At 43.5% G+C, this 14035-nt stretch carries 10 protein-coding genes; 4 read left to right on the top strand and 6 right to left on the bottom strand.

What is annotated here, in order from left to right; translation table 11 throughout:
- Positions 1-2 precede the first annotated feature (2 nt).
- Both FCV43_RS03845 and hemN read left to right on the top strand, forming a co-directional pair.
- Entirely contained in the window at positions 3-491 is a 489-nt protein-coding gene (locus FCV43_RS03845) for a DUF2489 domain-containing protein (RefSeq protein ID WP_136994076.1), read from the top strand.
- Positions 492-644: 153 nt separating this feature from the next.
- A complete protein-coding gene (gene hemN, locus FCV43_RS03840) occupies positions 645-2036 on the top strand; it encodes an oxygen-independent coproporphyrinogen III oxidase (RefSeq protein WP_136994075.1) in 1392 nt (463 codons plus the stop codon).
- A gap of 139 nt (positions 2037-2175) precedes the next feature.
- Here the strand turns inward: hemN and add are convergent, their stop codons facing one another.
- The 6 genes from add to glnA all read right to left on the bottom strand — a co-directional run bounded on the left by add (position 2176) and on the right by glnA (position 10985).
- Positions 2176-3180 carry an adenosine deaminase gene (gene add / locus FCV43_RS03835; RefSeq protein ID WP_017052127.1) on the bottom strand — a complete coding sequence of 335 codons (1005 nt, stop codon included), beginning with the start codon at positions 3178-3180 and terminating at the stop codon, positions 2176-2178.
- A 99-nt stretch (positions 3181-3279) separates the two neighbouring features.
- On the bottom strand, positions 3280-5820 hold the full coding sequence (locus FCV43_RS03830; protein WP_136994074.1) for a bifunctional diguanylate cyclase/phosphodiesterase: 2541 nt from the start codon (positions 5818-5820) through the stop codon (positions 3280-3282).
- Between the two features lie 203 nt (positions 5821-6023).
- Positions 6024-7427 carry a nitrogen regulation protein NR(I) gene (gene glnG, locus FCV43_RS03825; RefSeq protein ID WP_136994073.1) on the bottom strand — a complete coding sequence of 468 codons (1404 nt, stop codon included), beginning with the start codon at positions 7425-7427 and terminating at the stop codon, positions 6024-6026.
- Between the two features lie 76 nt (positions 7428-7503).
- Positions 7504-8568 carry a nitrogen regulation protein NR(II) gene (gene glnL / locus FCV43_RS03820; protein ID WP_113796166.1) on the bottom strand — a complete coding sequence of 355 codons (1065 nt, stop codon included), beginning with the start codon at positions 8566-8568 and terminating at the stop codon, positions 7504-7506.
- A gap of 145 nt (positions 8569-8713) precedes the next feature.
- Positions 8714-9310: a DUF4124 domain-containing protein gene (locus tag FCV43_RS03815; protein ID WP_017052131.1), complete on the bottom strand. Its 597-nt coding sequence runs from the start codon at positions 9308-9310 to the stop codon at positions 8714-8716.
- 265 nt (positions 9311-9575) lie between these two features.
- Positions 9576-10985 (bottom strand): glutamate--ammonia ligase, encoded by a 1410-nt coding sequence (gene glnA / locus FCV43_RS03810; RefSeq protein WP_017053836.1) that lies wholly within the window; start codon positions 10983-10985, stop codon positions 9576-9578.
- A 517-nt stretch (positions 10986-11502) separates the two neighbouring features.
- On the opposite strand from glnA, the gene typA reads away from it, so the two are divergent.
- Together typA and FCV43_RS03800 are read left to right on the top strand one after the other, a co-directional pair.
- On the top strand, positions 11503-13335 hold the full coding sequence (gene typA, locus FCV43_RS03805; RefSeq protein ID WP_136994072.1) for a translational GTPase TypA: 1833 nt from the start codon (positions 11503-11505) through the stop codon (positions 13333-13335).
- A 105-nt stretch (positions 13336-13440) separates the two neighbouring features.
- Positions 13441-13992 carry an AAA family ATPase gene (locus FCV43_RS03800; protein ID WP_136994071.1) on the top strand — a complete coding sequence of 184 codons (552 nt, stop codon included), beginning with the start codon at positions 13441-13443 and terminating at the stop codon, positions 13990-13992.
- Positions 13993-14035 lie beyond the last annotated feature (43 nt).

Below are 14035 nucleotides of genomic sequence, written 5' to 3'. Positions count from 1 at the left end.
GAATGAATGTAACCTTATTAGCGATTGTTGGTGGAGTCATTATTGTGGCTTTGGCTGCTTATGCGGGTTACCTTCTGCTTCAAATCAAAAAGCAAAAGGAGCTGCAACAGCAGCACCAAGCTTTAGCGATCAATAAACGTAATGCTAATATTTATGAAAATGTGAATACCTTATGCTTAGCGGGTATTCAGGGTGAGTGTGACTTATCGGAAATTAGCATTCGCGTTTATTGCATCATGGATTACGTTCAAGGTGAGCAGCGTATAGATTTTGAACAGCACTACCCTGCTATTTCAGAGTTGTACCACGTTGTAAAAGATATGGCTCGTGGTGACAATCGCCAAGAGTTACAAAAATCTGAGCGCATGAAGCAGAACCTTGAACGACATAAAGCAGAAACGCGCTTGAATGACGCTGTTGTTGATGAGTTAAAGCAGCTGCAAGAGCAAGTCAAACCGCTCAATAATCAGATCAATATTCAGATGGTCTAACTATTGGTTACTTTAGATACTCATTTAGGGGTATCTTATGAAGTGATCACGCTAGCATTTCTGAATATTTATATCTAAAAACTTTTTTGCCAGGCAACGTCTGCCATGGTCGTGTGGCAAAATAACCCGTCCTAGTTTTAAGTGGAAAACCCCATGTCCAGTCAGCAAATTGAATCCGGCCAACAAATAGTTTGGGATCAAGCTATTTTAGATAAGTACAACTACTCCGGCCCTCGTTATACCTCATACCCGACCGCTCTTGAGTTTCATGAAGCGTTCACCATTGCTGATTACGATATGGCATGCACGCAGCATCCTGAGCGTCCGCTCTCGCTATATGTGCATATCCCTTTCTGCCATAAGCTTTGTTATTACTGCGGTTGTAATAAAGTGATTACTCGCCACTCTCATAAAGCGGATGAGTATCTAGACGTTATTGAACATGAGATCCGCCTGCGTGCGTCACTGTTAAATGAACGTCGTATTACTCAGTTGCATTTTGGTGGCGGTACACCGACATTCCTAACTAAAGCTCAAATTACTCGTTTAATGACGATTCTACGTGCAGAGTTCAACTTTGATGCAGATGCTGAAATTAGTATTGAAGTTGATCCTCGTGAAATTGAGCTGGATGTATTGGATCACTTACGCAGTGAAGGCTTTAACCGCCTAAGTATCGGCGTTCAAGATTTTAATAAAGAAGTTCAGCAACTCGTAAACCGTGAACAAGATGAAGAGTTCATCATTGCGATGGTTGAACGCGCGAAGCAGTTAGGTTTCCGTTCAACTAACCTAGATCTGATTTATGGTTTGCCAAAACAGACAAAAGAGTCATTTGCGGAAACCTTGTCTCAAGTTCTGGATATGAAGCCGGGTCGTTTGTCGGTGTTTAATTACGCTCATATGCCGCAGTTATTTGCAGCGCAGCGTAAAATCAAAGATGAAGATTTACCCGCAGCGGAAGAGAAAATGGCGATCTTGCAAGACACCATCGGCACACTAACAGGCGCTGGGTATCAATTTATTGGTATGGACCACTTTGCTCTGCCTGATGATGAACTGGCTGTTGCTCAACGCCAAGGTATTTTGCACCGTAATTTCCAAGGTTACACCACTCAAGGTGAAGCGGATCTGGTTGGGTTTGGTGTTTCAGCGATTTCAATGATTGGTGATGCATACGCACAAAACCAGAAAGAGCTGAAAAAGTACTATGCTCAAGTAAATGAATTGCGTCATGCGCTATGGAAAGGTGTCGCTCTTGATAGCGATGATCTACTGCGTCGTGAAGTGATTAAACAGCTGATTTGTAACTTTAAACTTGATAAGAGTATGATCGAGTCTGAGTATAAAGTAACGTTTAATCAGTACTTTGCTGAAGATTTACAACTGCTACAAACATTCATCGATGATGAATTGGTTGAAGTGGATAACACTGAAATTAGAGTGACGCTTCGTGGGCGTTTGTTGATCCGTAATATTTGCATGTGCTTTGATAAATACTTACGTAGTCGAGCAAGACAGCAGCAGTTCTCACGAGTGATTTAATCGATTATTACTGAGTTCAGTTTATACCAATAAAAATGCCAGCAACGATGCTGGCATTTTTTTTTCCGTCGATAAAGCATTTAACCCTTATCGACGATGACCGTTAAAATGATGACCGTTAAAATGATGACCGTTAAAATTAAGCGCGGTCAGCCACTTTAGCTCGTAGCTCTGCTTTTTCTGCATCAGAGATGAAGGCTAGATCCAAACCATTGATTTGCGCTTGGCGAATTTGAGCAGGAGTCAACCCAGCTTGAGGTGCTGCCACTTCGTATTCGTATGGAAGTTCAATACCTTCAACCGCAGGATCGTCCGTATTTAGACAAGCCATAACACCGTGGTCAAGGAACTGTTTCACAGGGTGGTTAGCCAAAGATTCAACGGTGCTTGTTTGGAAATTAGACGTTAGGCAAGACTCGATACCAATACGGTTTTCAACTAAGAAATCCATCAGTTTTGGATCGTGAATCGCTTTTACACCGTGACCAATACGCGTTGCACCAAGTTCTTGAATCGCTTGCCACATGCTTTCTGCACCTGCAGCTTCACCAGCGTGAACCGTTACGTTTAGGCCTGCATCTTTCACTTGTTTAAAGTGAGACACGAAACGATCACCCGGTTGACCTAGCTCATCACCAGCAAGATCGACAGCAACAATCTTGTCTTTCTGAGTCAAAATAGCATCGAGTTCTTGTTGGCAAGCATCGGTACCAAAAGTACGGCTCATAATACCAATCAGGTTAGCTTTGATGCCGAAATCGCGCATGCCTGCCTCAACACCATCAACCACGGCTTCAACCACACCAGCAACTGGAAGTTTATGCTTCATCGCCATGTAATAAGGCGAAAAGCGAAGCTCAGCATAATCGATTTGAGCATTAAGAGCGTCTTCAACGTTTTCGTAAGCGACGCGGCGGCAAGCATCAAGATCACCTAAAACAGCCACACCCCAATCTAACTTAGAAAGGAAGGCAACAAGAGATGGCTCAGCTTCAACAATCTGAACGTGAGGTGTTAAGGCTGCAACATCGTAAGCAGGCAGTGCAACACCAAATTTTTGGCCCAAATCTAAAATAGTTTGAGTACGGATATTACCGTCAAGGTGGCGGTGCAAGTCAGTTAGGGGCAGATTTTTAGTTATCATTATTGTGATTCCAGATCGCTGTAGTTAGCGTAAGTATAAAAATGATTGACCTAAGTGTCAGTACTCAATGTCTAGAAAATCAGCCCAAAGTGCTGTTTTCTAATTCATGTTAACTAAATCTGTTGGCCATTCATCAAGTGGCACTGGCTTACTGTACAGAAAACCTTGTACTTGAGGGCAGTGAAGTTGCGCGAGTAATTCTGCTTGTTGTACGGTTTCAACGCCTTCCGCGACTAAATTGACCTTAAACCCTTTTGTGATATTCACGATGGCAGCGACAATTGAACTGTCTAAATTCTTACTATCCAATTTTTTGATGAAAGCGCGATCTATTTTAAGACAGCTGAAAGGTAACTTATGCAGATAAGCGAGAGAAGAGTACCCAGTTCCGAAGTCGTCAATGGCGATGCCTATCCCCATCTCTTTGAGAGTACGCATGTTTTGCATCACCATCGGGTCACTATCAGCAATGCGAGATTCCGTTATCTCTAAGGTTAGGTTCGATTCTGAAAGCCCTGTTTCATGAAGGATTCGCTTTACATCATCAATATACGTCGGTTTAGATAGTTGATTTACTGAAACATTGACGTGAATCTGGAAGTTAATTGGCCATTTTCCGGTGCGGATGGCGTGTGCAGTGTCATGGCTCGTTTTTTCAAGTATTTGCTGCCCAATCCCTTCAATCAACCCGGTATCTTCGGCTAATGGAATAAAGTCGATTGGAGAAATGATTTCATTGTCAGAGGTTATCCACCGAGCCAGTGCTTCAGCTCCAATGACGTTTCCTGTGGCGAGATCGATAATCGGTTGGTAGAAGGGAACAAACTCATCATTTGCTAAGCCGGACTGAATTTTTGCCATCATTTTGGTTCGGTTACGAGAGACATCGGCCATTTCAGGGCTATATATCGTAATGTGTGTGATGTCTTTCTTGGCAAGGCTTAATGCAATGCTGCCATTGCGTAACCAAAGCATCATGTTTTGGTTTGATGCAGTTTCAACAATTCCAATGGAAGCATTAATGACGACATTCTCGCTTTGTAATACAAATGCTGAGTTGAAGATTTGAAGTATGGTATGGGCAAACAGTGTGACCTCTTCTTGCTGGGTTGCGTTTGGAAGGTAGATCGCAAACTCATCACCACCTGGACGAGCAATAATATAATCATATTCAGAGACGGCGTTTAAGCGCTCAGCAATCATCACCAATAGCTGATCGCCTTTGTGGTGCCCAAGGCTCTCGTTGATATCTCTAAAGCGATCAATACCGATGAGTAGCAGAAACCCTGAGGTTGCCTCAAATGCTGAACTGGTTTCAATTAACCCATCTCGGCTATATAACTTCGTGAGCGGGTCGATGAGAATCTGATCCCTCAACGCTTTAAACGAGGCTCTAAGATTATTCGACATCTCATTAAATGCAGACACCAACATACTGGTTTCGTATATATACCCAGGCTGAGGCATGGTGCTGTCCCAATCTCCTTTCGCCAGTTGTTTCGCTGAATCTGCAGTTGATGTGATGGGTTTTGTGATTCTATTGAGAGCTAGAATCGCAATCCCAATACCAAATAAGCCCACAATCACCCCCATTAACCAACTGTTTTTCTGATCCTGTGGCAGGTCACCTAACAGAGCGGATTCTGAGATGGAGGTGCTAATAAACCAAGTAAGACCATATTCGTCCTTAAAAGGGGTGGTTTGGCTAAAGTAACGCTCGCCATCGACATTAAACTGGAACCGCTGGGTGCCACTATTGAGGTCGAGTTTGTTCTCATTAATGTAGCTAGAGCTGATTTTGATTATCGGGTTACTACTTTCTGTCGCCAGCAGTCGGTGACCTTTCTCTGTGGTAGGCGTCCCCCATGAGACAACGCTGCCATTGCTGGAATGCGCGACTAAACGTTGGTCCTGATCAAAAATATAAAAAGAGGCATTGTGTTTTTCTTTGAGATTCTGCAAAAACTTATTGAACGTATTGATTTTGATATCGGCTACAAATACGCCTTGAAATGCATCATCAGTAAAAACGGGGGTGAGCGCAGAGAGAGTAATTTCTTGCCTTTCATCGGCATTAGCATAAATCGAAGACCATATTGGTTTTTTAGTTTTGGCTACCGGCGTATACCAAGGGCGGGTTCGAGAATCATAGTTAGAAATAATGGAACGAATATCTTGGCTGATTTTACTTCCACGATAAACGACGAGGTTTCTGTCTGTGCGCTTATCTTGAAGAATAAGCGTGTAGCCATTGTTGGCTTCTTTCCGGTAGGTGATGTGTTCTAAACGTGTTGAGCCAAAACCGAGAGCATCTAATTGAGGGATATTTCGGTAGAGATTGGAAAAAGCCGCATGCATGTAGCTCTGTAGTGGTTCGATGTTATTTGGCTGGTAAAGCTGATTGAATCCGATGTTATGACTGAGAGCTAAGCTGGCATTAAATGGTTCATGAAGGAAGGTGAATAGGCTTTTGTTGACGTTGGCGGTGAGTGACGTAAGTTGCTTGGTACTTATATCATTGACCATTTTTTCATAGCTATTTTGTTGGACAAACACAATTACGCCAAATGTAATTATTAAAATCATTACAGTGGGGAGAACGAGAGCAGTTCTAAGCGTAATTTTTTTTATCATGGACATGCACTATTCATCTGTAGGAATATCATTCTGTAAGTTTATCATTCCAAAAAAAACAATCGACTGTTTTGACTGAGCAATCAGTAGAAGCGAGAGCTCAGTCTATAAAACGAATAGCCTATAAAGCTAATGATCTAAAATGCTAATGACCTAATATGCTCATAGCCTAAAAGCTAACTGTCTATTAAAGCTAACGGTCTATAAAGCTAATACAGTTCCTTAAGTTTTCGAGTAAGCGTATTGCGCCCCCAGCCTAAAACTTTAGCGGCATCTTGTTTATGGCCATTGGTGTGCTCCAATGCGGCTTCTAACAGTATACGTTCAAACTCAGGAAGTGCATAAGAAAGCAGTTCAGTTTCTCCAGACGCTAACGAGTTTTTAGCCCATGTCGTGAGTTGATGCTGCCAACTTGAATCTGAGTCGTGATGGGATATTTTCTTGTCATCGACTAATTCAGTCGGTAGATCGCTGGGTAGAATTTCACTGCCACTTGCCATTACGGTTAACCAACGACAAATATTCTCTAATTGTCTGACGTTTCCCGGCCAAGCGAGCGTATTGAGTACCTCGACTGTCTCTTTGTGCAGCGATTTTATTTCAACACCTAACTCTTCTGCGGCCATGCTAAGAAAGTGCTGTGTTAGCTTTTCGATATCTTGCTTACGCTCTCTTAACGCTGGAATATGGATCCTAATAACATTCAAACGGTGGAATAAATCTTCGCGAAAATCTCCGGATTTAACGAGTTGCTCTAGGTGTTGGTGGGTGGCGGCAACGATTCTGACGTCTACTTGTACAGGTGATCGCCCACCCACTCGATAGAATTGGCCATCGGACAACACGCGCAGCAAACGAGTTTGGATATCAAGAGGCATGTCACCAATCTCATCCAGAAATAGTGTGCCGCCATTTGCCTGCTCAAAACGGCCTTGGCGAACGCTGTTGGCTCCAGTAAATGCCCCTTTTTCGTGACCAAATAATTCTGATTCAATGAGATCTTTTGGAATAGCGGCCATATTCAATGCAATAAAAGGGTTGTCCGCTCTAGGGCTATGGCGATGTAGAGCATGAGCCACGAGCTCTTTGCCGGTTCCTGATTCGCCATTGATCAATACGGAGATAGAAGAGCGGGACAGTCGGCCTATCGCTCTGAATACTTCTTGCATTGCAGGGGCTTCACCTATGATTTCAGGTGCATTGGTATTCAAGGCTTCAGCGTTTGAGTGAGAACGTTTTTGCTCTTGGCTATGTGCGATGGCGCGCTCGACTAAGGTGAGTGTCTCATCGATATCAAATGGTTTTGGCAGATACTCAAAAGCCCCTTTTTGATAAGCATTCACAGCCGCATCGAGATCGGAGTGCGCGGTCATAATAATTACGGGTAGATCAGGACAACGCTGTGACACTTGGTTGAGCAGGTCAATACCATCCATTCCGGGCATGCGAATATCGGACACTAAGACATCGGGTATTTCGCGCTCTAATGCCATTAATACACTTTCTGCATCGGCAAATGTTTCGCATTTTATATTGGCGGAAGAGAGGGTTTTTTCAATTACCCAGCGAATCGATCTGTCATCGTCAACAACCCATACGTAGCCTTTACTCATCTTTTGTTCCTTGCAGCAAATTTGGTGAACTCAGTGATTTATTAAGTGATATTGGATTTTTGTATCCTGAGTGAAATTAAATCGGTAAATAGATCGTAAATATCGTATGACCGGGCCAGCTTTCGACATCAATTTTCCCATGATGCTGATCGATCAAATTCTGTGAGATAGATAAACCCAAGCCGGTTCCACCTTCTCTGCCACTGACCATCGGGTAGAAAAGGGTGTCCTGTAGCTCACTAGGAATACCTGGGCCGTTGTCGATAATTTCAATCCGTGCCGCAAGCTTGTGCCTTTGACCATGAATGTTGGCCTGATGCACCGTTCTGGTGCGGATGGTGATAATGCCTTGCGGTTGGTTCGACAGTATTTGAGCCGCGTTACTCACAATGTTGAGCATCGCTTGTTCAACTTGATCGGTGTCCATCAAAATATCGGGCAGGCTAGGGTCATAATCTCGCTCAATACGCACGTCAGCATTAATGTCTAACTCTACAAGCTGGCGGACTTTCTCTAAAATTAAATGCAGATTTTCGCTCTTCTTCTGCCCCGGTTTTTGAGGGCCAAGTAAGCGATCAACAAGCACTCGAAGCCTGTCTGCTTGTTCAATTATGATCTGGGTGTATTCGGTTAACTCAGGCTCGGGTAGCATTTTCTCCAATAATTGGGCTGCGCCTCGTAACCCACCAAGAGGATTTTTGATTTCATGAGCCAGCCCGCGAACCAGTAATTTGGCGGCTTGTTGTTGAGCGTGTTGGTTTAGCTCTTGGCTTAAACGTCGCTGTTGATCAATCTTTCTCATTTCAACCAGCAGCATTAATGCTTTTTTGTTGGAATGAGGAGCTTGGCAGGAGAGTGGACTCACCGTCACTTCGAGCATGAGTGGCTTACCATCGACCACGAAGGTGACATCGCTATCAGTGACACTTTGACCGCTCTGTAATGGTTGAGTGAGCAGAGCAAGATCCAGAGAGGCGTGTTGAATTAATTGGGACAGCGGGTGATCGACAATGCGTTTTGAACTTTGAGAAAAAAGTTGCTCCGCGGCTGGATTGGCGTAGCGAATGATCAGGCCGTCGTCGAGCATTAAGGTAGCCGTGACCATATTATTAATAATCGAACTGGTTAATTCAGAATTCAAAACAGCATCCTTGTCTATTGATCCACTTGAGGGCAATGCACCAAAGTTGTGCAGTGCGATCTCAGTATGGCTTATAAAGACAAGAAGAAAAAGTAAATACAGAGGCGATTAAACCGATATTTAGCTTAGTTATCTTGCAATTACACTACTTAGCCGTGGCACGATGTAAATACACCGTGATAGGAGTAGTCGATGCAATAAGCTTGCCGCTTCTAACTGCTTGAATTGAAATAGTATGAGCACCACGGTCGATATTTTTTAAGACCCAATTTGACTGGATTTGCGGCGCTCCATAACGTTTGCCGTTAAGCATGAGTTGCAGTTGTTCTCCGATGCCTAGTTTTCGGTTTATCTGTGCGCTTATTGGAATAGTACCTCGGGTACTGCGAATGGTCTCTTCATGTTGAGGTGCGCTGAGAGTGATAGTTAACCGCTCTGGTTTAGCCGGCTGCGGTTTCACATATTTTACTATGTTGTCGTTGGCCTTAACCTTGTGTTCATTTGGTGTTTCACTCGGCATAGCGTTGGTGGCGATGTTCTCTATTTCGGGCGCTGGTGGCTCGGCTTGGTAATCTGGAAGGGTAATTGTCAGGCTTTTAGCATTCAACGCGTTGTCATTAAAGTGGATAACGTTATTCTCATCCTCCCAAGTATAAACCTCTTGAGCATGGCTCGTTATTGGCCTGATGAACAGTATTGACCAAGCAAGTATTAGGCTGATGATGGCGACTATAGACTTCATATTCTCTTTTCCTGACGAAAGTGAATTCATTTCAAGCGTGCCATTATTGAGTTGAAGGCAATAAATGCTTGGCTTTGGCTGTTTAAGAAATAAAACAGAACCCATGCTAATGGGGATATGAGATCAGGAAAATACAAAAAAGGCCCGCCTGCGAGGCGAGCCTGAAATTTTAATCGGCTTAGTTACATGTTACATGAGCGACGGTATACCGACGCTCATTTGTATTTTAAGCTAGCAACTAAGCAAAGCACGATACTTGCTAGAGTTATACTGAGTAGTACAGGTCAAACTCAAGTGGGTGTACCGCCATGTTCAGTTTTTCAACGTCTTGCGCTTTAAGGTCGATGTACGAGCTGATGAAGTCATCAGAGAATACGCCGCCAGCCGTCAGGAATTCACGGTCAGCATCTAGTGCTTTCAGCGCGATATCTAGAGATTCCGCTACTGTTGGGATCTCTGCTGCTTCTTCTGCTGGTAAGTCGTATAGATCTTTATCCATCGCTTCACCTGGGTGGATCTTGTTCTTAATTCCGTCAAGACCAGCCATTAGCATTGCAGAATATGCAAGGTACGGGTTCGCTGCTGGGTCACCAAAACGCAGTTCAATACGACGTGCTTTCGGGCTTGGCACTACTGGAATACGGATAGATGCAGAACGGTTACGTGCTGAGTAAGCAAGCATTACAGGCGCTTCGAATCCAGGAACAAGACGCTTGTACGAGTTTGTCGCTGGGTTTGCAAATGCGTTGATTGCACGAGCGTGCTTGATGATACCGCCGATGTAGTAAAGTGCCATTTCAGATAGGCCGCCGTACTTGTCACCTGCAAATAAGTTTTGGCCGTCTTTGTTTAAAGACATATGCACGTGCATACCAGAACCGTTATCACCAGCGAGTGGTTTTGGCATGAATGTCGCTGTTTTACCGAAAGCGTGCGCTACGTTATGTACCACATACTTATAGATTTGAGTTTCATCTGCTTTATTCGTCAGCGTGTTGAATCGAGTCGCAATTTCGTTTTGACCCGCAGTCGCTACTTCATGGTGGTGTGCTTCAACAACTAAGCCCATCTCTTCCATTACTAGACACATTGCAGAACGAATATCTTGAGATGAATCAACAGGAGCTACTGGGAAGTAACCACCTTTAACGCCAGGACGGTGACCTTTGTTACCACCTTCGAAATCAGCACCAGTATTCCATGCCGCTTCTACGTCATCAATTTTGAAGAAAGAACCTGACATATCTGTTGAGAATTTCACATCATCAAATAGGAAGAATTCTGGTTCTGGACCAACAAGAACAGTATCAGCGATACCCGTTGCGCGTAGGTATTCTTCAGAACGTTTTGCGATTGAGCGAGGGTCACGATCGTAGCCTTGCATTGTTGCAGGCTCAAGGATATCACAACGAATGTTGAGTGTTGGATCAGCAGTGAATGGGTCTAAAACCGCACTTGCTGCATCTGGCATCATTACCATGTCAGATTCGTTGATTCCTTTCCAGCCAGCAACTGAAGATCCATCAAACATTTTACCGTCTTCAAAGAAGTCAGCATCAATTTGGTGAGAAGGAATTGAGATATGTTGCTCTTTACCTTTTGTGTCGGTAAAGCGTAGGTCAATAAACTTAACTTCGTTTTCTTGGATTAGCGACAGAACATTTTCTACTGACATCGTGGATAACCTCCAGTGTTATTAAATCGATATTGGGTGCGATTCTATTCATTAAGAGTAAATAGTAATCGGCATTGATTAATGACCATTTGCATAGAACTAATCGATGCTGACTATTCTTAATGAGCTTATATAAAGAGTAAGCCAAAACCGTGCCAAAAAAATTATTCCTTTAATTTCATTAATTTGAAGCGTTTGTGTTTTTGTTTTTATCTTCTATTGCACCAAGATAATCCTGAGGTGCACTATTTTGGTGCGGATTATTGATGGTGCACTAAAATGAATCACAAACGCATACTATTCAGCATCTTCTTGCAGATATTGTCAATCCACTTTTTATAAGAAAGGGCGCTTATATGTGTGTTATTCGTCACTTTTGGAGTGGATAAGAAATAAAAATTTCAATTCAGATCACATATTTTTGGGTTTCTGCAGAATATCTGGTATATTATTGACCGTTTTTTAAATCAGTTGGCGGCACTCCTGCGGCTACTTTTTATGAGTGAATCGAAAATCCATGTCTACTCCACAGATTGATAAGTTAAGAAATATCGCGATTATCGCGCACGTTGACCACGGTAAAACAACTCTGGTTGATAAATTGCTACAGCAATCAGGTACACTTGAATCTCGTGGTGAAGCTGAAGAGCGCGTCATGGATTCGAATGATATCGAAAAAGAACGTGGCATCACGATTCTTGCTAAGAACACAGCAATTAACTGGAGCGATTACCGTATCAACATCGTAGATACTCCTGGACACGCGGACTTCGGTGGCGAAGTTGAGCGTATTATGTCTATGGTAGATTCTGTTCTACTGATCGTTGATGCTGTTGATGGCCCAATGCCTCAAACGCGTTTCGTTACACAGAAAGCATTTGCACACGGCCTTAAGCCGATCGTTGTAATCAACAAGATTGACCGCCCTGGCGCTCGTCCTGATTGGGTTATGGATCAAATCTTTGACCTATTCGACAACCTAGGCGCTACTGATGAGCAACTAGACTTCACAACTGTTTACGCTTCAGCTCTAAACGGTTGGGCAACAATGGAAGAAGGCGTTGTTGGCGAAGACATGGAACCATTGTTCCAAGCGGTTGTTGATACAGTAGAAGCACCTCAAGTTGACCTTGATGGTCCGCTACAAATGCAAGTTTCTCAACTAGATTACAGCTCTTACGTAGGTGTTATCGGTGTTTGTCGTGTAACTCGTGGTTCAGTTAAACCAAACCAACAAGTAACGGTTATCGGTGCTGATGGTAAGAAACGTAACGGTAAAGTCGGTACGGTTCTTGGTTACCTAGGCCTTGAGCGTCACGAAGTTGAACAAGCTAACGCTGGCGATATCATTGCAATCACAGGTCTTGGTGAGCTGAAAATTTCAGACACTATCTGTGACGTAAACAATGTTGAAGCGATGACTCCGCTTTCTGTTGATGAACCAACAGTAACCATGACGTTCCAAGTAAACACTTCTCCGTTCGCGGGTAAAGAAGGTAAGTTCGTGACTTCACGTAACATCCTTGAGCGTCTAGAGAAAGAATTGGTTCATAACGTAGCATTACGTGTTGAAGAGACAGATAACCCAGATCGTTTCCGCGTTTCTGGTCGTGGTGAACTTCACCTATCTATCCTTATCGAAAACATGCGTCGTGAAGGTTTCGAGCTAGCAGTATCTCGTCCAGAAGTAATCATTAAGCGTGATGAAGATGGTAACCTATCTGAACCGTTTGAAACGGTAACGATTGATGTTCTTGAAGAGCATCAAGGCGGTATCATGGAAAACATCGGTCTACGTAAAGGTGAGCTAACAGATATGGCTCCAGATGGTAAAGGCCGTGTTCGCATGGACTTCATGATGCCTTCTCGTGGTCTTATCGGTTTCCAAACTGAATTTATGACACTGACGTCTGGTTCTGGTCTTCTTTACCATACATTCGATCACTACGGTCCACATAAAGGTGGCGTAATTGGTCAACGTAACAACGGTGTTCTAATTTCGAACGCAACGGGTAAAGCACTGACTTACGCACTGTTTAACTTACAAGAGCGTGGTCGTCTATTTACTGAGCACGCAGACGAAGTATACGAAGGTCAAATCATCGGTATTCATAACCGTGCAAACGACCTAACAGTTAACTGTCTGAAAGGTAAACAGCTAACTAACGTTCGTGCCTCTGGTACTGATGAAGCTCAAACGCTTTCTCCTGCTATCAAGTACACACTTGAGCAAGCTCTAGAGTTTATCGACGAAGATGAACTAGTAGAAGTAACACCAGAAAGCATTCGTATCCGTAAGAAACTTCTTACTGAAAACGAACGTAAACGTGCAAGCCGTCCAGCGAAGTAATTCGTTAAACGCGTAAGCAAAAATCTAAGGCCCTGCTAGAAATAGCGGGGCTTTTTTTTAACTAATCAATGTGCATTGCATTGAGGAAAATAGAAGAAATACGATATGAAGCCTATTGTTATTACAGGTGGCCCTGGTGCAGGGAAAACGACATTAGCCAATGCATTGGGAGCTTGTGGCTTTAAGGTTTACTCGGAAGCTTCACGCACTCTGATTGAGCAACAGAGCCAACTGGATGATGGAGTATTACCGTGGACGAATTTACCCGCATTCGCTGAGTTGTGTTTAGAGTTGATGGCGGAACAAAAGCGGGCCGCATTAGCCGATGTAAAGATGAGCATTATGGATCGAGCGATCCCTGATATTTGTGCTTATTTGGAGCAGGGAGAAATTGAGGTAAGTGAACCGTATCGCAGCGAGAGCTTAGACTATCATCAGAAAGTGTTTCTTTGTGCACCGCAGCGTGAGATTTACGTCCAAGATGACGTGCGTCCTCACCCGTTTACGGAAGCGTTAGAGATCCACCAGAAGTTAGTTAAGGTTTATCAGGCTTTTGATTATGAGGTGGTGAATGTGCCGTGGGGAAGTGTCGCTGAAAGAGTGGAATTCATGTTGGCTGAATTGCACGTACCATCAGTGGGACAATACGATTGCTAAAGTGAACGCGACAAACATTCTATGCCGCGTCCACTTTGCCTAT

This window comes from Vibrio genomosp. F6 (assembly GCF_005146325.1).
GTDB lineage: Bacteria > Pseudomonadota > Gammaproteobacteria > Enterobacterales > Vibrionaceae > Vibrio > Vibrio cortegadensis.
Note: the sequence above shows the minus strand (reverse complement) of the source record. Positions and strands in the feature narration are given on the sequence as shown.

What these genes read in the sequence shown, in the direction of transcription:
- FCV43_RS03845 (WP_136994076.1), top strand. Translation starts at nt 3, where the DNA reads ATGAATGTAACCTTATTAGCGATTGTTGGTGGAGTCATTATTGTGGCT.
- hemN (WP_136994075.1), top strand. Translation starts at nt 645, where the DNA reads ATGTCCAGTCAGCAAATTGAATCCGGCCAACAAATAGTTTGGGATCAA.
- add (WP_017052127.1), bottom strand. Translation starts at nt 3,180, where the DNA reads ATGATAACTAAAAATCTGCCCCTAACTGACTTGCACCGCCACCTTGAC.
- FCV43_RS03830 (WP_136994074.1), bottom strand. Translation starts at nt 5,820, where the DNA reads ATGTCCATGATAAAAAAAATTACGCTTAGAACTGCTCTCGTTCTCCCC.
- glnG (WP_136994073.1), bottom strand. Translation starts at nt 7,427, where the DNA reads ATGAGTAAAGGCTACGTATGGGTTGTTGACGATGACAGATCGATTCGC.
- FCV43_RS03815 (WP_017052131.1), bottom strand. Translation starts at nt 9,310, where the DNA reads ATGAAGTCTATAGTCGCCATCATCAGCCTAATACTTGCTTGGTCAATA.
- glnA (WP_017053836.1), bottom strand. Translation starts at nt 10,985, where the DNA reads ATGTCAGTAGAAAATGTTCTGTCGCTAATCCAAGAAAACGAAGTTAAG.
- typA (WP_136994072.1), top strand. Translation starts at nt 11,503, where the DNA reads ATGTCTACTCCACAGATTGATAAGTTAAGAAATATCGCGATTATCGCG.
- FCV43_RS03800 (WP_136994071.1), top strand. Translation starts at nt 13,441, where the DNA reads ATGAAGCCTATTGTTATTACAGGTGGCCCTGGTGCAGGGAAAACGACA.